The organism is Antrihabitans stalactiti, assembly GCF_012932915.1.
Taxonomy (GTDB): Bacteria; Actinomycetota; Actinomycetes; order Mycobacteriales; family Mycobacteriaceae; genus Antrihabitans; species Antrihabitans stalactiti.
On record NZ_VCQU01000001.1, the window covers coordinates 538,625 to 557,545 of the forward strand.

Consider the following 18,921-nt stretch of genomic DNA (forward strand, 5'->3'; position numbering starts at 1 on the left):
GATGACTCGGAGCCGGGTTCGGTTGTCGTTGGCTCGTGCACGACGCCTGCCTGTCCCCGGCCGTAGCCGGACGCGAGGTTGTTACTTCTCTGTACGGTTTCGAGACGCGCCGATGTCGGCACCAGCACGCCTGGGTCGCGAGCCGCCCGAGCTAGGGCAGCATGACCTGCGTATTCCGGATAGTACGCGCGTGTTCCGGATCGAATTCTTCGGCGGATCTCCATAGCGTTCTTGCCAGTTCGGCTCACGGAACAGAGCGAGCCGCCGGCACAGGAATACCGTCATGAACGTCCCCACTGATTCACATACCGCTTCGAAAGAACTGCGCGTCTGGCTCGTTGCAACGTTGAGCAACGCCCCCGAGCCTGCCGATCGTCCGATTGTGCGCGACGACATGATGCGGACCTGGCTGCCGACCGACAGCCGCGGCTACTGCAGCAGCGACGGTCGTAGGACGATCACCTGGGCCGAGCTGCACGCCCGGTTCGATCTCGTCGAAGTCATCTAGGATTCGGTCGACATGCAGGTGGGCCGTTCGCTGCCGACGGCCTGGGGCGTGACGGGAGACTCGGATGGGATCGTTCGACGTGCTGCTCGAGGATGAACGCACCCAGCTCGACGCGTTCGTCGAGGAGTACCGCAGCACACTGGAGGCCACACTCGAGGGCGTCACCGAGGAGCAAGCTCGCCGTCGGCTCGTCTCGTCCGCGACGACGTTGCTCGGCCTGCTCAAGCACGTCACGTGGATGCAGCGCGTGTGGTTCGAGGAGTGCATCGGCGGCACATCTCGCCGAGAGCTGGGCCTGGTACAGAGCCCGGACGAGTCGTTCATGCTCGCTGCTGACGACACCATCGCCTCCGTCACCACAGCCCACCGGGAGGCATGCGCGACCGCCCGCGCGGCGGTCGCGGAGCTGTCGCTCGACGCCGTCGTGACCGGCCACCGGACCGGGCCTCGCACAGTGCGGTGGGTGTATTTACAAGTCCTGCGCGAGCTCGCCCACCACTGCGGGCACGCCGACATCCTGCGCGAGCAGTTGCTGGCCGACTGAGTTGCCGAGACCCCGTCTATCGGAGATCCTCTGTCACTAGCGGTTCTGCCCGGTGCTCAGCTTCGTTTCGCGGCGAGGAACCGAACACTCGCCAACCCGCGTATGCGATGCCGCCGAAGACGGCAAGAATCAGCGAAAGTCGCAGAGCCAGAATGAGTCCGAAGACGGCCGGTTGCCGTCGTGTCACCTTCCAGGCGATACGACCCGCCTTCCGAGGCTTCGAATCTGCCCGATCAGTAGCTTTCCCGCGAGCAGGCATCTTGTTCGAACCTCTCCCTCTAGGCCGACGCCACGGTGGCACCCGCCGACCGCACAGAATGCCCAGAACATCGGGCCGCGAAACCACGTCGCCCATCGCCGTTCAAAGTTTTGCCTCGTCAGGTGTTATTTCGCGGATACGGTGGTCGGGGAAGCAGCTTCCCATTCGATTGCCCCCGGACGGAGCGAAAAATGACCCAAGAGCCAGCAGGACGCGCTGACAAGATCTCGTCGTCGTTGAAGGAGCGTGTCGATGATCTTGCTGCGAAAGCGAAGGATCTCACCGAGACCGTCGCGTCCCGTGGTGACGACATCTCGGAGACAGTGCGGCAACTGATCGACGATCTCGCCGAAAAGGCGAAGGAACTCATCGAGTCCCTTGGCGAGCACGGCGACGACATTTCGGAGACAGTGCGGCAGCGAATCGAAGATCTCAGCGCCTCGACCAAAGACCTGACGGACTCGGTCAAAGACCGCACCGATTCCGCCTCTGCGACGTTGCGCCAGCGACTCGACGATCTCACCGCGTCGTCGAAGAAGCTCGCCGAGTCCGTGAAGGGACGAATCGCCGACCGCTAGCTACTCGCCGGCATCGTTGAGCGTATTAGGTATTGGACTGATCTTGATCGCGCCCGCATAGTTGGCCCATGCCGAATCGCAATCCCGACGTGCCGGATGACGTCTTCGCCGGTGTGCTCGCGCAGCTCAACCATTTCGTACGCACCCGCGTGGTGCCTCGTGAGCTGGAAATCATGATCACCGACTCGATCCCCGCAGACTTGCGCAAGCAGGCCACCGACATGGGGTTGTTCGGCTACGCGATTCCGCAGGAGTGGGGCGGACTCGGGCTCGATCTGGTCCAAGACGTCGAGGTCGCCATGGCACTCGGGTACACGTCACTGTCCCTACGGTCGATGTTCGGCACCAACAACGGCATTGCCGGTCAGGTGCTGGTCGGCTTCGGTACCGACGAGCAGAAGGCCCGGTGGTTACCCGACATCGCGTCCGGTGACGTCGTCGCATCCTTCGCACTCACCGAAGACGGTGCCGGATCGAACCCCGCGGGACTGCGGACCACTGCGAAGGCCGATGGCGACGGGTGGATCCTCGACGGGAGCAAACGGTTCATCACCAACGCCACCGAGGCGGGGCTGTTTGTGGTGTTTGCCCGCACCGACCCGAAACCCCCGTCCGGCAACGGCATCGCCGTCTTCCTCGTTCCCTCCGGCCTTGCTGGGATCGAGGTCGGCGCCAAGGACGCCAAGATGGGACAGGAGGGTTCACGCACCGCCGACGTCACCTTCAACCACGTTCGCATCGGCCCGGACTCACTCGTTGGCGGCGACGGCGACGTCGGCTACCGCGCTGCGATGACATCACTGGCTCGCGGCCGCATCCACATCGCGGCATTGTCGGTCGGTCAGGCGCAACGTGCACTGGACGAGTCGGTGGCCTACGCGAGCACCGCGAAGCAAGGCGGAACAGCGATCGGCGACTTCCAACTCGTCCAGGCAATGCTTGCCGATCAGCAAACGGGCGTCATGGCCGGCCGCGCCCTGGCGCGCGAAGCGGCGAAAGCGTGGGTCGAGAACACCGACCGGCGGATCGCGCCGTCAGCCGCCAAGCTGTTCTGCACGGAGATGGTCGGCAAGGTCGCAGACCTTGCCGTGCAGATCCACGGCGGCACAGGCTATATGCGCGAAGTGCCTGTCGAGCGGATCTACCGCGATGTCCGACTGCTGCGGCTGTACGAAGGCACCAGCGAGATTCAGCGCCTGATCATCGGCGGCGGCCTCGTCCGCGCGGAGAAGAAGAAGGCGCTATGACGCTCCCGCTCGACGGAGTCACCGTCGTCTCGATCGAGCAAGCGGTCGCGGCTCCCCTGGCTACGCGCAACCTTGCGGACCTTGGTGCGCGTGTGATCAAGGTCGAACGTATCGACGGCGGCGACTTCGCCCGCGAGTACGACCACGTAGTCCACGGCACGGGTGCGCATTTCGTCTGGCTCAATCGTGGCAAAGAATCGATCGCCGTCGACCTGAAGTCGATCGAGGGGCGCGCTGTTGTGCGCCGCCTGGTCGATACCGCCGACGTATTCGTGCAGAACCTCGCACCGGGGGCAGCCGAGCGACTCGGACTCGGCGCGGACGAACTGCGGTCGAACCACCCCGAGTTGGTCGTGGTTAATCTCTCCGGTTACGGGACAGCTGGGCCGATGTCGGACCGCAAGGCCTACGACCTGCTCATCCAGGCCGAGTCCGGGCTCATTTCCATCACCGGCACCGCTGAATCTCCGGTCAAGACCGGCATTCCTACGGCCGACATCGCATCCGGAATGTACTGCGCGCAAGCAGTTCTCGCAGCCTTGCTGCGCAGGTGGCGCACCGGCCAAGGCGCATCCATCGACCTATCCATGCTCGAAGCCACCGTCGAGTGGATGGGGCATGCCATGTACACCCAGATGCACACGGGCATGCAGCCCGCGCGAATGGGATTGGGCCACAGCTCGATTGCCCCGTACGACGCCTTCCCCACCAGTGACGGCCAGATGCTGATCGGCGTGCAGAACGACAAAGGCTGGCGGGCGCTCGTCACCGACGTGTTCGATCTTCCCGCACTCGCCGACGATGCGCGATTCGCGACAAATGTGCAGCGAGTGCGCCACCGCCACGAATGCGATGCCGTTGTGGCCGAACAGACTTCACAGTGGACCACCGCGGAACTGGATGCCCGTCTCGCCGCGGCGGGAGTACCTGCGGCCCAGATCAAAGACCTCGATCAGGTCGTCGATCACCCGCAACTTCGCGCGCGCAACCGCTGGCGAACAATCGCCACCGAGAACGCGCCCGTCGAGGCGTTGCTCCCACCTGTCACCTTTGCCGACACCGAGGCTGCGATGGGTGACGTTCCTGCGCTTGGTCAGCACACACACGCCCTGCTGATCGAATCCGGACTGGAAGCGGCCGCAGCCGACGACATTGTCAGTCGGAGCGTCGCCTTTCAGGCCAAGCGCTTGCAACCGGCACAGACCAAATAGAGGTTGACACAGCGCACGGATCGCGATCGGCGATCTCGACGAATCGAAAGCCGAAGACGCTGCCCGGATCCAGCATCGCAACATCGCACCACTCTTTTGTGGCCAGCAGGCGCAACTGGTCGCTCCGCCGACTGCCGACGGATTGGGGCGTCGAGCTGACCGATTCCAGTGAGACCGTCAGGACCCGACTGGAGATCGAACTGAAGAGGGCGAATCAGCGAGAGTTCGGTCGTCGTCATGATGCGATTCCGCTCGTTGATCGACGCGGCCGGAGATAGGTTGTGAGTGGTCGTCGGTTGAAACGTCGACACGTCGACGCTGGCTTCGTCGCTGGTGTTGTTGCATCGCAGCACATTCGGAAGGGATGGCACCAAGGCATGGGCACGATCACTACCCCCGATGGAATCGAAATCTTCTACAAGGATTGGGGCAGCGGACAGCCGATCGTGTTCAGCCACGGCTGGCCGTTGTCGAGCGACGACTGGGATGCCCAGATGATGTTCTTTCTCCTACACGGATATCGGGTCATTGCGCACGACCGTCGCGGTCACGGTCGCTCGACGCAGACCGCCGACGGCCACGATATGGACCACTACGCAGACGACCTCGCCGCATTGACGAGCGAGCTCGACTTGCACGACGCGATCCATGTCGGTCACTCCACCGGGGGCGGCGAAGTTGCGCATTACCTGGCTCGCCACGGCGAAGACCGGGTTGCCAAGGCAGCACTGATCAGTGCGGTCCCGCCGTTGATGGTCCAGACCGAAGCCAATCCGGGTGGCCTGCCGAAAGAGGTGTTCGACGGGTTGCAGGTGCAGGTAGCGACGAGGCGGTCCCAGTTCTATCGTGAACTGCCCGAGGGACCGTTCTATGGCTTCAACCGGCCCGGGGTCGAGCCGTCGGAAGCTGTGATCGCCAACTGGTGGCGCCAGGGCATGATGGGCGGCGCGAAAGCACACTACGACGGCATCGTCGCGTTTTCGCAGACCGACTTCACCGGGGACCTGCAGAAGATCACCGTGCCGGTGTTGGTGATGCACGGCGACGACGACCAAGTCGTTCCTTACGAAGACTCGGGGCCGCTTTCGGCGAAGCTGCTGGTCAACGGCACGTTGAAGACCTACCCGGGCTTCCCGCACGGCATGCCGACCACCGAAGCGGAGACGATCAACAAGGACCTGCTGGAATTCATCCGCTCGTGATGCCGCGTGCTCGCACGCCTTGCGCTCTAACTCTGTAGGTAGTCGTCGACGACGGCGAGCATGTCGGTGGCGAGTTCGATGAGTCCGTCACGGCTGACGGCGAGATCGCCATCGGCGACCCGCTCGGAGCTTCGGGCACGCGCATACTCGCGACGATGGTGCAGCGAAAGCCCCGTAACGATCCGACTCGCCCGTCGTGAGTCTTTTTGGAGTCCCTGGACTCCAAAAAGACTCACGAGGGAGGGTCGGACGACGCGGGTGCCTTGCTCGAGTAGTCAGCGTTGAGCGTCGCCTCGGCACACGACGACAGGGCATGGCGAGCGATGAACCAACCGCTGGCTGGTCGAGCCGAGTAGGGCGCCTGCCAGATTGTGCCGACCGTGACTTCCGACGACCACCAACTGGGCGTCCTGCGCCTGAGTCAGCAGTTCGACACCCGGACTGGCCTGTTTGCACACTCGAACGACCTCGACGTCGGGGAACTTTTCGCTCCAGCCCGCCAAACACTCGGCGAGCAGGGCAGTTTCGCGTTCCTCGTCGCCCGCGGGCGCGACGGTCGGCGGGTAGGGCAGTTCGTTCTCGATCCAGGTGTGTACCGCAACGAGCGGCGCACCGTGCGTCGATGCGAAGTCGAAGGCGTATTCGATGGCTCGCTCACTCGTCGGGCTCCCGTCCACGCCGACGACGACCGAACGCGCGTCGGGCGTGGCGGAGGCATGTTCTCCCCGCCACACGGCGACGGGGCACGCAGCGTGGTTGGCAACCTGCGTCGCGGTGGATCCGAGCAGCGATGTTCTGGTTCGCGATCGCCCGGTTGCTCCTACAACGATCAGGCTCGCGCTCTTGCTGAGGTCCACCAGTATGTCCGCGCCCGTGCCCGGGTACACATGCCAGGACACCACCAACCCGGGATGCTCGCGTCGCAACGACGTCGCAGAACCAGCGACCTCGTCTTTCGCCGCGGTCAGCGCTTGCAACCTGAACGCTTCTTCGATGGGCTGTGCGTCGGCGTCGCTGAAATAGGTCGTCGACGGCACGGCCCGCGCAATGACCAACGGCACTCGCCGCAGGCCGGCCAGCTCGGCCGCCCATTGCGCAGCCCTGTACGAGGTGCGTGAACCGTCGACACCGACGACAATCGACCCGCGCGGTACCGATTCGCTCATGTGGTTCGCCGAAGCCTTTCTGTGAGATACGAAATCGAAGCAGATGGGGCCTCATTCCTGAAGCTGGTTGCGAAAACCGCTGCCCACGTGACGATTCCAGTCGGTCGACCATCGACGACGATCGGCACGGCACGAATTCGCCACCGCAGCATCGTTTTCGCTATGTCTTCGACCTCGAATTCCTGGCGCACCGAGACCGCTGGGAACGCGAAGTCGAGCACCGACGATTTCAGGAACGACGCCGTTCCCGGCCCGTTCGGGATCGTCGACGCCGCCCAGAGTCGAACAAGGCTTGCATCGGCGATCGATTCCTCGGTGACCAACTTGGCCAGGCGGCCGGCGGCGTCGACAACAGCAAGCATCTTCTGCCGATTCACAGTCATCGCGGCGATGGCTTCACTGACGGTCGCGTCTCGCGAGATCGTCGTGACCGGCAACGCCAAGTCAGCGGCGCACACGCGGCTGGAGTTGTCGCACTCCAGGCTTCGTGGAAACTCGATGATCGACATGAGAGTTCACGCCTCCGGCCGAGCGACGATGATCGGGCAGGACACTGCATTGAGCAGCGCTTGGCTCATCGAGCCATACGTCAGTCCGACAAATCCACCGCGTCCGCGACTGCCGACGACGAGCAGTTCCGCATCCTCGGACAGGTCGTAGAGGTGCCGCAGGGGCTGGCTTTCGACGACGACGCGCTGGACAGCGACCTCGGGATAGCGCTCGGCGAAGCCGGCAAGGCACTCAGCCAGTAAAGCCTGCTCCTCGGTTTCCACGTCGGTCCAGCCAGCGACACGGAGTTGATGGCTGTCATTGGACCGCGCATGGAGCGCCACTAGCTTGGCGTCGCGTAGCGAGGCCTCTTCGAAAGCTACTTCGATTGCGCGGCTGCTACTTTCCGAACCATCGACACCGACAACGATCGCGCCGCGGGGTCGCGAAAGGTCCCAGGCACGGTTGGAGCGGAAATGGAGCACCGCAACCGGGCAGTGCGCGTGCCGGGACAGCGTGAAATCCAGCGAACCAGCTATTGCTCTGCTCAGTGCGCGCGGTCCGCGACCGCCTATGACTAGCATCTGCGACGTCTTCGATCGGTCGATGAGGATGGGGCCGATCGGTGCGTGGATGAGTTCGGTGCTCACCTCGACGGCCGGGGCAACGCCGGTCGCTTGCTGTCGCGCGCTGTCCAGAAGTCGCAAGCCCTCGCTCTCGAGCAGCTCGAATTCTTCTTGGCCATAACGTGGTCCGCGGTCGAGCGGTGCGCTCACCGCGTGGACTATCTGCAGTCGCGCACGGCGGCGTGCAGCGTCGTCGGCTGCCCACCGGACGGCCTCCTGCGAGGACCTCGAACCGCAAATGCCGACGACAACCGGTGGCGTTGTTCTCATCTCGCTCCTCCACGTTGTGCTGCATAAGACACCTTGGCCGCGTCGCCCTCTTGTGCGTTAGGGACTTTGGTCGTGAGTGCACATCGACCTGACCTGACATTTCGGAGACCATCGGCACCTCCGTTTTCCGGCGGTGATTCGTAACGTCAATTCCAATCTCGTCGGACAGGGAGCAGAGAGCCTCGCTGAATCGCCCGCGTTGCGGCCGCAGAACGGGCACTCCTGGCTCGGCAAGTCGGCACAGGGCCCATTGCATGACCGACCAAGGACTTCGGACCCTCGCCGCTGGGGTACTCGAAGCAGATCCTGAGTTCAACGCACAAATGGAGGCCAGCACAATGAAGATCACTAGCGTCGAGATTCTCCTCGACAAGAACGGAAACGATACGCGGGCTGTGGCGAGGCTCCGCCCCGACGGCGCCCCAGCGACGATCGGGACCGGCCTTGCCAATCTCAGTCGGACCGACGCGGATTCGCCTGAGAACATCGAAAAGCTAGCTACCGCACGAGCATTGGTGGACCTGGCCGAGCAGCTGTTCGAGACCGTCGATTCGGCAAACGCGTTGCCGACCGGCTGGTCGTACTGAGTCGTCGACCCCGAATCAGGACTCTGCAATGACCGGACTCAGCACGCGCAATGCGATTGTCGTCGGCGTCGACGGTTCGCGAACCGGGCTGAGCGCCGCCCTTTGGGCCGCCGGCGTCGCAAGCCGACTGCACTGCAGGCTCGTCGTCGCTTGTGTGGCAACTCATCCGGAGTACTACTTCAGTAATGCAGCCTTTCTCCGATCGCCCGAGCAGCCGACGCAAGCGCTTCAGAACGCAAAGGTTGTCGTCTCCGGCGCAATAGAATTCGTGCGCAGCAACTACGCAGACCTCGACGTGGTTTCGACGGTTCTCGAAGGACCCGTCGTCGCGAAGCTGGTTGCGCTTTCAGAAGATGCCCGGATGGTCGTGCTCGGCAACGGGGGTGCGAATGTCGTCAGCTCACTCCTGCTCGGATCGACAGCACTCGGGGTTGCCAACCACGCGCATTGTCCAGTTGTGCTGTGGCGCGGCGATCACGAACCACCAGAGTCGAACCACCACCGCGTAGTTGTGGGTATCGATGGCAGCGAGTCCGGCGAAGAAGCGATAGCGCACGCATTCGAGTACGCCTCCGCGTTCGGCGTTCCCTTGGTCGCCCTCCATGCATGGCAGCCGGACACTCTTCCCGTCCACTACCCGGTCGCGGATGCGCTGCATCCTGTCGCTGTTCAAGCCGAAGCCGAGGCAGGTCTACTGGCGGCGTGCATAGCCGGCTGGGCGGAGCGGTACCCAGACGTCGTTGTCATCCGTGCTACCGAGCGTGGATCGGCCGCGGATGCGTTGTTGGCACAAGCGGGAAGCACCGATTTGCTAGTCGTCGGCAGTCGAGGGCTCCACCGTGTCGTCGGCACACTCTTGGGCTCGACGAGCCAGGACATGATCCACCATGCTCCGTGCCCGGTCATGATCTGCCGCATCGACGACTAGCGCACCTTTGGCCCAAAGGCCATGCACGGGCCTTGTCATTGGTAGGTACTCGGCAGGTGCGAAGAAAGCCCACCGCGGGACGGCCGATTCAGGACCATCGGAGTACAAATCGAGGACCAACGCCTCCGTTGCGGAAGCACGCCAGTTCGTACCGTAGTGAGCATTCTTCGTCGCCCGGGCCCGCTGGTGACGATCTTTGAAGGGAGAAAAGATGACCATCGATATGCCCACAGACGAAGTGTTAAGAGACGCCGTCGCTCTAGCTTGTCGCGCACCCTCGCTGCACAACAGTCAGCCATGGCAATGGATCAAACAGGGTGAGTCGCTCGACCTATTCGGCGATTCCGACCGCATTCTGCCCTCCACCGACGCGTTCGGGCGGCAGATGATCATCAGTTGCGGCGTTGCGTTGAACCACGTCCAGTCAGCGTTCGCGGCCGTTGGCTGGTCGACGACCGTTGCACGAATTCCCAACCCGAACAACGCGAAACACCTCGCCCGCATCTCGTTCCGGCGCTCGCCGAACATCTCCGAACCGGAGGTCGAGCGCGCGGCTGCCATCGCCCGACGACGCACCGATCGCCTACCGCTCGCGGAGCCCGCGGATTGGGCGACATTCGAGATGGTGGTGCGCAACATCCTGGCCCGATATGAGACCGATTTGGCGGTCTTACCCACTGAATCGAGGCCGGAGTTGGCGAAAGCGTCCGAACTGACGGCAGGCATTCGTCGGTACGACTCGATGTATCAGGCCGAACTTAATTGGTGGAGCGGTCATTCCGGCCTCGCTGAAGGTGTGCCGCGCGATGCGTTGGTATCTCGCGCCGAGGACCGGCGAGTCGACGTAGGTCGACGATTTCCTGCGTTGGACACGATCGAACGGCGTGGCGAGATCGGCGAAGATCGCGCGACCATCGTGGTCCTCATGACCAGAGGGGAGAGCCCCCAGGAGCTCCTGTCGTGCGGCGAGGCGCTCTCTGCGTTGCTGCTCGAAGCCACGATCGACGGCATGGCCACGTGTCCGCTCACCCACATTACCGAGATCCCGCAGAGCCGGGCTATTGTTCGAAAGCTGCTGGGCGGAAAGGGATTCCCGCAGGTCATCGTGCGGCTCGGCGTCGCACCCAAGGGCACGGACCAGCCGCCCGCGACGTTACGCAAACCGCTGGCGGATGTGCTCGAATTCCGCTCATGACTGGACAGTAAATTCACGATCGTCAGCAGGCAGATCAATCGGACAGCGCGCGAAATGGCAGGCGGACCAAGTGGCTCCACCAGTGCTTCCGACGAAAAGGAACGCGGGAGGTGCCGCCATCGTTTTTGGGCACCGAAAACGTGATAGCGGTATTCGCACTCGATTTGCATGATCTCAAACGAACGTCGTTGCAGCCGAATATTTTCCGCCGTCGAGGGTCAGGGGTTCTACCAGTGCCGCCAGTGGTGCCCTGTCCGCACTTAACACCCCAGACGAGAACCAACCACAGCACCCGCGAATTGGCTCCAACATGGGAGAATGAGCGCGTGTCTGGCCCTTCTGACGTAGGTTCCGAACCAACTGCGAGCCCGCTACGTGAAACGCTCTCGCAGTTGCGGCTCCGCGAACTGCTGTCCGAGGTGCAGGACCGGATCACACAGATAATCGACGCCAGAGACCGCATGGACGGTCTCGTCGAGGCGATGCTCGTCGTCACGTCCGGATTGGAGTTGGACGAGACTCTTCGCACCATCGTGCATACGGCAATCCAACTCGTCGATGCGCAGTACGGTGCGCTCGGCGTGCGCGGTCACGACCATCAACTGACCGAGTTCATCTATGAGGGAATCGACAAGGCGACCAAGGAACTGATCGGGCCGCTGCCGGAAGGCCGCGGAGTATTGGGCCTGTTGATCGATCAACCGAAACCGCTGCGACTCGACGTTCTTGCCCACCATCCGTCCTCGGTTGGTTTCCCGCCGAATCATCCGCCGATGAATACGTTTCTCGGCGTACCGGTCCGCATCCGCGACGAGGTCTTCGGCAACCTCTACCTGACCGAGAAGGCGAACGGGCAACCGTTCACCGAGGACGACGAGGTGCTTGTCCAGGCTCTCGCTGCTGCTGCCGGAATCGCAATCGAAAACGCACGACTTTTCGAAGAGACGAAGACTCGGCAAGCGTGGATAGCCGCCACGCGTGACATCAGTACGGAACTGCTTGCCGGCGCCGAATCGGGCAGGGTGTATCGCCTCATCGCAAACAAGATGCTCGCCCTGACCGGCGCCGACCACATCTTTGTTTCCGTTCCTGAGGATCCCGAAGCGGCTGCCTCGGATGTTCGCGAACTACTCCTCGTGGAATCCGTCGGAAGCGGGGGGCAGCTTCGTGTCGGCGAACGATACGACGTTGCGGGAACCGTGTCCGGCCAGGCATTCACGGAGCGGACTCCCCTCCGATTCGATTCCCTGGACACGGGCCAGTTCGACGATTCGCTCCCGAGTGGCGGGCCGGCGCTCATTCTTCCGCTGCGCGCCGCCGATGCGGTGAGCGGCGTTCTGATCATTCTGTGCCGTGAGGGTCGGCCGCCGTTCTCCGACGATCAGATGGAGATGATGACGGCGTTCGCCGACCAAGCTGCGCTCGCGCTGCAACTGGCAGAAGCGCAGCGGCAAGTGCGCGAACTCGACGTCCTGACCGATCGCGACCGCATCGCACGAGACCTGCACGACCACGTGATCCAGCGGCTGTTCGCTGCAGGGCTTGCACTGCAAGGAACCATTCCGCGCACCCGAGTGCCTGAGGTTCAGCGCAGGCTCAGCGACGTCATCGACGACCTGCAAGGCGTGGTCCAAGAAATTCGGACAGCGATCTTCGACCTCCACGGCGGCGGCCCCGGCTCGACGCGCCTTCGCCAGCGAGTCGAGGAAGCCATCGCCCAGCTCACCAGTAACGCCGATGTGCGGACGACGGTCCATATCAGCGGCCCGCTGTCGGTGGTCGAGCCCGGTCTCGCCGATCACGCGGAAGCCGTTGTGCGCGAAGCTGTCAGCAATGCGGTTCGCCACGGCCACGCTCGGTCCATCAGGGTCAGTCTTTCGGTCGAGGACAACCTCACCATCGAGGTGGTCGACGATGGTGAGGGAGTGCCGGAGAACATCACACCGAGCGGGCTCTCCAACATCCGTTCGCGTGCCCAAGAATCGGGCGGCGATCTCACCATCACGCCGGCCGATGGCGGCGGTACGCGGCTGACGTGGTGGGCGCCGCTCCCGTGATGGCAAGTTTCGCGACCCTCTCGGTCAGTGCGCACCGTCGACTTGCCTTCCCACCTCACGACATCACAAATCGGAGGCCCACCGCCGCTGGGCAGTTACGCAGAACGCGTGTCGTTCGGTAACCATAGAGGATTTCGATTCGGCGCCGGACTCACCCCCACCACATTAGATAGGCATGCGGTAACCGAAGAACTCGCGGTCCTCGTTGTAACCGCCTTGCCCTGCGCCAAGGTGAGCGAAATCGTGGACAAGTTCGATTGCTGCGATCCATTTGACCTGTTTGAAACCCAGTTCGAGTTCGTTGCGCAAGCGCAAGGGGGCGCCATGCAACTCGTTCAGTCGCCGGCCGTTCATCTCGTAAGCCAAGATAGCCATCGGCTCCCGCATGTGCGCTAAGCGATGACAATCGTAATACCGTCCAGTGCCCGGCGTGGCTGGACCGTCGGCAAATGAATAGAACACTACCCATTTCGCCTCCGGGAGCGGACGCACGAGGTCGAGAATTTCCGATACCCGGACGCCGCCCCACTTCGCGATTCCGGACCAACCCTGAATGCAGTAGTGCTGGGTGATCTGCTCGGTCTTGGGTAGCGCGAGAATGCCCGCATACGAGAGGGTTATCGGCTTCTCGACCAATCCTTCTACGCGGAGTTCGTAGTTCTTCCAATCATCCGCCTGCAACCGCCGATATTCGTCGGACCGGGGTCGATCACCATTCGGCCAAAAGAAGGGTGAGATGTCCTTTTCGTCATATATCGCTTTCGGATGCGACCACTCCATGAACGATTTGACCCAGCCGACGACAGCGCGTCCCGATCTCTGCACGATTCGCGGGTGGCGAATCGTCAATGGCGAAGCGCCGACCCAGAGAACGGCCAACACCAGCATGACGGCGACATAGATCGCCAGGGCCCAATAGGATTCGGTCTCGGTGCCGAGCACAATGTGATTCAGATTTCCGACAAAGCCCGTGACGAACACCATTGTGGTGTGCACGAGAATGAAGAAGATCATCCACAGCAGAATTGTGAAATGCAGGCTTCGCGCCACCTGACGGTTGAGAACTCCTCGTCCGAAACCGAATCGCGCCGCAATCGACGGCGCCTGCAGCAGCCCTGTCACGAAGGCGAGCGGCGCGGCCACGAACACCGTTGCGAAGTACGCCAGTATCTGCAATCCGTTGTAGTTGGTGAAACCCTCGTTGGCGGGAAAATCCAAGGACGCATATTGGACTGCTGTGGACACGGCATTCGGAAATACGTCCCACGATCGCGGGACGATACGCCGCCATTGACCGGTGCTGAACAGCAAAACGTAAAACACAATTCCGTTCACCAGCCAGAACAGGTCTAAACTGAAATGCCACCAACGCGCCAAGCCGATCGAATGTCTGAAACCCGGAATTCCCAGCCACTTCGGCAACGCAACCGAATCGTCTTTGGCCGTCCACGCGGTCGCGGCGTTTTCTGGATCCATTCGGTCTTCCGGGACCGCGTCGCGGAGCCGCAACCACTCGGTCCCCGGCCGGCTCCCAGCATTCAGGTACAAACGCGGGTGATCGGCCAGTATCTGTAGTCCGGCTCGGATGAGAAACATCATGAAGACGATGTTGAACAAATGTTGCCAACGCAACCAGGCCGGAAAACCAGTGTCGACGGCCGGCGCATAGCTTGCCGAAGTGCCCGGATAGCTCTCGATGAAGCTATGCATCCACTCGTACTGTCGCAGGTGCTGCGCCAAAGCAATCGCGACGATCAACCCGGCAATAGTGATGGGCAACAGCCACAAAGAGCTGAACCAGCGCCTGCCGATTCGGACGGACGGCACTTGCGCATTGTCTTGCGAAATTCCACCCGCCCACGTGTCGATATCAATTCGGCCGTCCAGACGACTCTGGTCGAGAAGGTCCTCGAGCCGTCGCCCACGTGATGAATTCTCGGCAGAATCGCTCATAACGATTACCTGACTCTCGACCCGGCACGTTCGGAACGGACGTTACTCCCGACCCGTGACTTTGGTCCTAGCGCCCGACGACTTTTGTCGACGACATTTCAGGACAATGGCCTCCATGGAATCGATGTGACAATCCCTATTGTTGAAACCGTCGTCGAACCCGCCCGACACGACAAATTCGGTCACACGACCCGATGTGCGAGTTCAACAGTCCTGCAACGTTTTCGGTTTCAATCGAGTTAGTCCTCAAGTCAAGTGGCCGAGCAGATCGCCCTGGATCCACTCGCAAGCAGGGATCCCCGCCGCCGGGTCGTCTGGGCGATACATGACCTACGATTCGATCGCCGAGCGCCCGGGCAGAGTCGAGGGGCGTTCCAGCAAAGCGTCGATGACAGCCATGACCGTGCCAGCGTTCAACACCGTAGGGTGCCGATTGCTCAACTACATCGATTCTGCAGTGTACGGGTAATCTCGTTTTTGCACACTGCGCTGACGAACTAAGGATTTGTCATGATCAAGGTGTTTTTGGTCGATGATCACGAGGTGGTGCGTCGCGGTCTGGCGGACCTCCTCGGGGACGACCCGGAGCTGACAGTCGTCGGCGAGGCCGGGAGCGTGGCTCAAGCGCTCGCGCGAATACCCGCGCTTCGCCCCGACGTTGCAGTGCTAGACCTACAGTTGCCCGACGGCAACGGCGTTGAACTGTGCCGTGATCTGCTGTCTCAGCTTCCCGGTCTGCATTGCCTGATGTTGACATCGTTCACCGACGAACAAGCCATGATCGATGCGATCCTCGCGGGCGCGAGCGGGTATGTCATCAAGGATATTCGAGGCATGGAACTCGCCAAGGCGATCAAGGAGGTCGGCTCCGGAAAATCGTTGCTGGATAACCGAGCTGCGGCGGCACTGATGACCAAACTACGCGCCCGTACGGAGGAACCCGGACCCCTTGCTGGCCTGACCGAGCAGGAGCGGACGCTCCTTACGTTGCTCGGCGAGGGGCTCACCAACCGGCAGATCGCCGCGCGAATGTTCTTGGCGGAGAAGACTGTCAAGAACTACGTGTCGCGACTACTGGCCAAACTCGGCATGGAGCGACGGACTCAGGCGGCGGTCTTCGTGTCCAAACTCGGAAGGGACAATTGAACCAGCTTTGAACGGCCGGTGGCATAGCGGCGCGAGTATCACCCGGACCATGTCGCATACGACTCGCTTCGCTGCAATCTTGGCACCCCAGATTCCGGCTCGGGCCAAATCACCGGGCAGCATCGGGCCAAGAATGTCCGTCGAATAGAGATCGTCCGGTTCGACCAGCTCTCGAAGTTATTTGTACACAACATCATTGCCGCGCTGCGCACGGCCGAATCTGCCAGCCATCGAACTTTGTTGCCCGGGTCGCGGGTGCTGCCGCCGCACCCAGCTCTCGCTTGTGAACAAGGGTGAAAGCGAGTTTTCACCTTGAATTCGTGCCGCACCACCTGGCCGCGTTTGCTCGCCGCTTAGTCCAGACGGGTGGGTTGACTCCGAGGTCGATCGAGGAACGTTCAGTACGTAGTCCCCCGAACCAGGGCCTTCGTCCTCTGCACTCACCGAACGCGAACTGCGACAGTCGATACAGGAAACGATAGAAAGGTACGGCAATGGACGTGGAATTCCCGGACGACGGCACGATCAGGACGGCCATCGCTCTGGCGATGCGCGCACCGTCCGTGCACAATTCGCAGCCCTGGCGTTGGCGGATCGGGGACGAGTCCGTGCATCTGTACGTCGACCCCACAATCTTGCTGCGCCATACGGATCCGGACGGTCGCGATTTGATGTTGAGCTGCGGCACCGTGCTGCACCACTTCAGGGTGGCCATTGCTTCATTGGGTTGGCGCGCTCGCGCCCACCGCTTTCCGAATCCGGCCGACCCCCAGCACATTGCCGCTATCGAACTGGTGCGGCATGTCCCCTCCGAACAAGACATCGCGATGGCCGCTGCCATTCCCAGCCGCAGGACGGACCGGCGCCGCTACAGTTCGTGGCCGGTGCCGCTCGGCCACATCGCACTGATTGCCGCTCGGGCCGCACAGGAAGGCGTCCTGCTGTACCGCGCCGAGGCACTGTCGCACGTCGAGCGCGCACTCGCGGAGTCGGCAGCGACGCACGCACGCGACGCCAACTACCAGTCAGAACTGAAAGTGTGGAGCGGTCGCAGAGGTTCGCTCGACGGCGTTCCAGCCTCGAACACTCCTGCGCCCGACGATACGACCAGAATGCCGTCGCGCGCGTTTGCAAACCCGCAGTTGCAGCAAACACGCAGCGGACAGCCCGATGACGATGCAACCGAACTGCTTGTGTTGGCAACGCCTTCCGACGACATCATGTCTCGACTTCGTGCCGGTGAAGCCACAAGCGCTGCCTTGCTGACAGCAACGACTTTGGGGTTGGCGACCTGCGCGCTCACCGAACCGCTCGAGCTACCCGAGACCCGCGCCCTTATTCGGTCGGCTGTGTTGGACGACAGCGGCTTCCCGCAAATCATGGTGCGGATTGGCTGGGCACCCCCCAGCGCGGACCCATTACCTGCCACGCCGAGGCACACGGTGGATGAGATGATCGATTCGTTCGACGGCGCCATGGTCGGTCGCCGGCACGAATCCGTTCAGAAATACTGAGGCGCAGCAATAAGAAACCCGGCTGGCGAACTTACCAGCCGGGTTTCGGCAGCTTTGCTGATCAGTCGGTGGCCGGAACGACGAGCACAGGGCACTTCGCGTGGTACACCATCGCGTGCGCCGTGGAGCCGAGCTTGGCACCCGATTCGGAGCGGGACTTCTCGCGAACCACGATGACCAGCTGAGCGCTCTTGCTCAACTGCTCGAAGGTAAGCGATCGGATAGCCCTCGATGATCATCGAGTGTGAGACGACCTCGGGGAATTGCCGACGCAGTACATCCATTTCGGTCTGTACCGGTGCCATGGCCCCACGTTCTACAGTCGTCGAACTTGCCGGCACGGCCCACGGCCGGTTGCGTCGGGTCTGCGGAACCATCACCTCGGCCCCTCGGATGCTGCCCTCGAAAAACGCGGCGCCGAGAACGGCTGAGAGGTAAGAATGTCCGTCGACAAGAACGACGATCGGGCCCGCAATGGGAACGGCGGCGTAGCGATGTGGTGGGCGGATGATCGCGACCGTGCACTGCGCCGTCCGTGCAAGCGTGGAGGCAGTCGACCCCAGAATCATTTCCGCGAAGAAGCCGATGCCCACCGATCCGACGACGACCATGTCGGCGTTGGCCGAGAGGTCCGTCAAGGTCGAGTCGATGTCGCCCCGGACCAGTTCGAGGTCGACCTTCAAACCTTCGGCACGGCGCTCGGCCGCTTGCCGCGCAGTGTGCAATGCTGCTCTGCCGTAGTCGAATTCCGTCTGCGGCGCATTTGTGACCGGTTCCTCGGAATCCGGCGCGGCGACGTAGACGAGCGTCAGGGGCAGATCTCTGGCAACTGCGTCGGTCGCGGCCCACTCGGCCGCGTGCACCGCTGCAGCGGATCCGTCGATGCCGACGACGATCGATTTCTGGAGGGGGTGAACCATGTTCTGCTCCGTTCGGTGAGAGAGGACCCGCTCTTGGCGAGCCGGAAAACTCAGGCGGAGCTCAGTTGGCGAACAGGCCTCCGCACCGACTGATCTGTATTCAGGCTGCCGGAATCGGCCGACCGTGCGAAGAGTCGGTTGGCCCGACAGGATGGGCCAATAGTCGTTGATCGACCTGCCCTCGCACCGTGACCTTCGTATCCGCCGCGCATGACCGTCGACCATCGAGCACGAGCCGTCTTCCCCTACGCGTGGCGTTCCTGCATCCGCACAATCGAATTCATATATGCGAACTCCAAAAGTGAGGAAGGACAATGAAACCGACCGCGTGGACGACCGTATACGTGCTCATCTTGCTGACCGTGGCCCTCGTTGGTTCCAGTCTGACGGCAGCCGGATCCGGGTTCGGCAACTGGGCCGTCCTGGGTGCTGCCGCCGCCTTGATGACCGCCGGTACGGCCACCGCCGTCGTCATCGGCAGTCTCCGCGGTCATGGCAATGTGCCGCGGCATTCGTGAACC

At 62.4% G+C, this 18,921-nt stretch carries 19 protein-coding genes; 13 read left to right on the forward strand and 6 right to left on the reverse strand.

Annotation, left to right across the window (positions count from 1 at the left end):
- The first annotated feature begins 283 nt into the window (after positions 1–283).
- The 6 genes from FGL95_RS02665 to FGL95_RS02690 all read left to right on the forward strand — a co-directional run bounded on the left by FGL95_RS02665 (position 284) and on the right by FGL95_RS02690 (position 5,549).
- A complete protein-coding gene (locus tag FGL95_RS02665) occupies positions 284–508 on the forward strand; it encodes a hypothetical protein (protein ID WP_169584616.1) in 225 nt (74 codons plus the stop codon).
- A 64-nt stretch (positions 509–572) separates the two neighbouring features.
- Complete coding sequence (locus FGL95_RS02670; RefSeq protein WP_169584617.1) at positions 573–1,052, forward strand: DinB family protein; 480 nt, start codon at positions 573–575, stop codon at positions 1,050–1,052.
- A gap of 450 nt (positions 1,053–1,502) precedes the next feature.
- On the forward strand, positions 1,503–1,889 hold the full coding sequence (locus tag FGL95_RS02675) for a hypothetical protein (RefSeq protein ID WP_169584618.1): 387 nt from the start codon (positions 1,503–1,505) through the stop codon (positions 1,887–1,889).
- Positions 1,890–1,957: 68 nt separating this feature from the next.
- A complete protein-coding gene (locus FGL95_RS02680; RefSeq protein WP_169584619.1) occupies positions 1,958–3,136 on the forward strand; it encodes an acyl-CoA dehydrogenase family protein in 1,179 nt (392 codons plus the stop codon).
- Positions 3,133–4,347, forward strand: a complete 1,215-nt coding sequence (locus tag FGL95_RS02685) for a CaiB/BaiF CoA transferase family protein (protein ID WP_169584620.1) — start codon at positions 3,133–3,135, stop codon at positions 4,345–4,347. Before FGL95_RS02680 ends, FGL95_RS02685 begins: the two co-directional genes overlap by 4 nt.
- Before the next feature lie 377 nt (positions 4,348–4,724).
- Entirely contained in the window at positions 4,725–5,549 is an 825-nt protein-coding gene (locus tag FGL95_RS02690) for an alpha/beta fold hydrolase (protein ID WP_169584621.1), read from the forward strand.
- A gap of 26 nt (positions 5,550–5,575) precedes the next feature.
- Here FGL95_RS02690 and FGL95_RS32150 read toward each other — a convergent pair whose 3' ends face one another.
- The 4 genes from FGL95_RS32150 to FGL95_RS02710 are packed head-to-tail and all read right to left on the reverse strand — an operon-like array spanning position 5,576 to position 8,100.
- Positions 5,576–5,785, reverse strand: a complete 210-nt coding sequence (locus FGL95_RS32150; protein ID WP_240962638.1) for a hypothetical protein — start codon at positions 5,783–5,785, stop codon at positions 5,576–5,578.
- Positions 5,786–5,824: 39 nt separating this feature from the next.
- Positions 5,825–6,715, reverse strand: a complete 891-nt coding sequence (locus FGL95_RS02700) for a universal stress protein (protein WP_169584622.1) — start codon at positions 6,713–6,715, stop codon at positions 5,825–5,827.
- Positions 6,712–7,224 carry a CBS domain-containing protein gene (locus FGL95_RS02705; protein WP_169584623.1) on the reverse strand — a complete coding sequence of 171 codons (513 nt, stop codon included), beginning with the start codon at positions 7,222–7,224 and terminating at the stop codon, positions 6,712–6,714. Before FGL95_RS02705 ends, FGL95_RS02700 begins: the two co-directional genes overlap by 4 nt.
- A gap of 6 nt (positions 7,225–7,230) precedes the next feature.
- A complete protein-coding gene (locus FGL95_RS02710; protein ID WP_169584624.1) occupies positions 7,231–8,100 on the reverse strand; it encodes a universal stress protein in 870 nt (289 codons plus the stop codon).
- A gap of 254 nt (positions 8,101–8,354) precedes the next feature.
- On the opposite strand from FGL95_RS02710, the gene FGL95_RS02715 reads away from it, so the two are divergent.
- The 4 genes from FGL95_RS02715 (at position 8,355) to FGL95_RS02730 (ending at position 12,867) form a co-directional block, all read left to right on the forward strand.
- Positions 8,355–8,687 carry a dsRBD fold-containing protein gene (locus FGL95_RS02715; protein WP_240962639.1) on the forward strand — a complete coding sequence of 111 codons (333 nt, stop codon included), beginning with the start codon at positions 8,355–8,357 and terminating at the stop codon, positions 8,685–8,687.
- Between the two features lie 28 nt (positions 8,688–8,715).
- Positions 8,716–9,615 (forward strand): universal stress protein, encoded by a 900-nt coding sequence (locus FGL95_RS02720; protein ID WP_169584625.1) that lies wholly within the window; start codon positions 8,716–8,718, stop codon positions 9,613–9,615.
- Positions 9,616–9,826: 211 nt separating this feature from the next.
- Positions 9,827–10,810: an Acg family FMN-binding oxidoreductase gene (locus FGL95_RS02725; RefSeq protein WP_240962640.1), complete on the forward strand. Its 984-nt coding sequence runs from the start codon at positions 9,827–9,829 to the stop codon at positions 10,808–10,810.
- A 326-nt stretch (positions 10,811–11,136) separates the two neighbouring features.
- On the forward strand, positions 11,137–12,867 hold the full coding sequence (locus FGL95_RS02730; RefSeq protein ID WP_169584626.1) for a GAF domain-containing protein: 1,731 nt from the start codon (positions 11,137–11,139) through the stop codon (positions 12,865–12,867).
- A gap of 165 nt (positions 12,868–13,032) precedes the next feature.
- On the opposite strand, the gene FGL95_RS02735 is transcribed toward FGL95_RS02730, so the two are convergent.
- The gene (locus FGL95_RS02735; protein WP_169584627.1) at positions 13,033–14,820 is read right to left on the reverse strand and encodes a molybdopterin-dependent oxidoreductase; all 1,788 of its coding nucleotides are present in this window, start codon (positions 14,818–14,820) and stop codon (positions 13,033–13,035) included.
- A 510-nt stretch (positions 14,821–15,330) separates the two neighbouring features.
- On the opposite strand from FGL95_RS02735, the gene FGL95_RS02740 reads away from it, so the two are divergent.
- Together FGL95_RS02740 and FGL95_RS02745 are read left to right on the forward strand one after the other, a co-directional pair.
- Complete coding sequence (locus FGL95_RS02740; protein WP_169584628.1) at positions 15,331–15,966, forward strand: response regulator transcription factor; 636 nt, start codon at positions 15,331–15,333, stop codon at positions 15,964–15,966.
- A 494-nt stretch (positions 15,967–16,460) separates the two neighbouring features.
- Entirely contained in the window at positions 16,461–17,480 is a 1,020-nt protein-coding gene (locus FGL95_RS02745) for an Acg family FMN-binding oxidoreductase (protein ID WP_169584629.1), read from the forward strand.
- On the opposite strand, the gene FGL95_RS33255 is transcribed toward FGL95_RS02745, so the two are convergent.
- Positions 17,468–18,400 carry a universal stress protein gene (locus FGL95_RS33255; RefSeq protein ID WP_169584630.1) on the reverse strand — a complete coding sequence of 311 codons (933 nt, stop codon included), beginning with the start codon at positions 18,398–18,400 and terminating at the stop codon, positions 17,468–17,470. The genes FGL95_RS02745 and FGL95_RS33255 overlap by 13 nt on opposite strands.
- Before the next feature lie 314 nt (positions 18,401–18,714).
- Here FGL95_RS33255 and FGL95_RS02755 point away from each other — a divergent pair, with 314 nt between their 5' ends.
- The gene (locus FGL95_RS02755) at positions 18,715–18,918 is read left to right on the forward strand and encodes a hypothetical protein (RefSeq protein WP_169584631.1); all 204 of its coding nucleotides are present in this window, start codon (positions 18,715–18,717) and stop codon (positions 18,916–18,918) included.
- Positions 18,919–18,921: the final 3 nt, after the last annotated feature.

Excerpts from the sequence above, each read along its gene's own strand:
- FGL95_RS02725 (WP_240962640.1), top strand. The coding sequence starts at position 9,827 with ATGACCATCGATATGCCCACAGACGAAGTGTTAAGAGACGCCGTCGCT.
- FGL95_RS02755 (WP_169584631.1), top strand. The coding sequence starts at position 18,715 with ATGAAACCGACCGCGTGGACGACCGTATACGTGCTCATCTTGCTGACC.
- FGL95_RS02700 (WP_169584622.1), bottom strand. The coding sequence starts at position 6,715 with ATGAGCGAATCGGTACCGCGCGGGTCGATTGTCGTCGGTGTCGACGGT.
- FGL95_RS33255 (WP_169584630.1), bottom strand. The coding sequence starts at position 18,400 with ATGGTTCACCCCCTCCAGAAATCGATCGTCGTCGGCATCGACGGATCC.
- FGL95_RS02685 (WP_169584620.1), top strand. The coding sequence starts at position 3,133 with ATGACGCTCCCGCTCGACGGAGTCACCGTCGTCTCGATCGAGCAAGCG.
- FGL95_RS02710 (WP_169584624.1), bottom strand. The coding sequence starts at position 8,100 with ATGAGAACAACGCCACCGGTTGTCGTCGGCATTTGCGGTTCGAGGTCC.
- FGL95_RS02665 (WP_169584616.1), top strand. The coding sequence starts at position 284 with ATGAACGTCCCCACTGATTCACATACCGCTTCGAAAGAACTGCGCGTC.
- FGL95_RS02705 (WP_169584623.1), bottom strand. The coding sequence starts at position 7,224 with ATGTCGATCATCGAGTTTCCACGAAGCCTGGAGTGCGACAACTCCAGC.
- FGL95_RS02735 (WP_169584627.1), bottom strand. The coding sequence starts at position 14,820 with ATGAGCGATTCTGCCGAGAATTCATCACGTGGGCGACGGCTCGAGGAC.
- FGL95_RS02715 (WP_240962639.1), top strand. The coding sequence starts at position 8,355 with ATGACCGACCAAGGACTTCGGACCCTCGCCGCTGGGGTACTCGAAGCA.
- FGL95_RS02740 (WP_169584628.1), top strand. The coding sequence starts at position 15,331 with ATGATCAAGGTGTTTTTGGTCGATGATCACGAGGTGGTGCGTCGCGGT.
- FGL95_RS02675 (WP_169584618.1), top strand. The coding sequence starts at position 1,503 with ATGACCCAAGAGCCAGCAGGACGCGCTGACAAGATCTCGTCGTCGTTG.
- FGL95_RS02670 (WP_169584617.1), top strand. The coding sequence starts at position 573 with ATGGGATCGTTCGACGTGCTGCTCGAGGATGAACGCACCCAGCTCGAC.
- FGL95_RS02720 (WP_169584625.1), top strand. The coding sequence starts at position 8,716 with ATGACCGGACTCAGCACGCGCAATGCGATTGTCGTCGGCGTCGACGGT.
- FGL95_RS02745 (WP_169584629.1), top strand. The coding sequence starts at position 16,461 with ATGGACGTGGAATTCCCGGACGACGGCACGATCAGGACGGCCATCGCT.
- FGL95_RS02690 (WP_169584621.1), top strand. The coding sequence starts at position 4,725 with ATGGGCACGATCACTACCCCCGATGGAATCGAAATCTTCTACAAGGAT.
- FGL95_RS02680 (WP_169584619.1), top strand. The coding sequence starts at position 1,958 with ATGCCGAATCGCAATCCCGACGTGCCGGATGACGTCTTCGCCGGTGTG.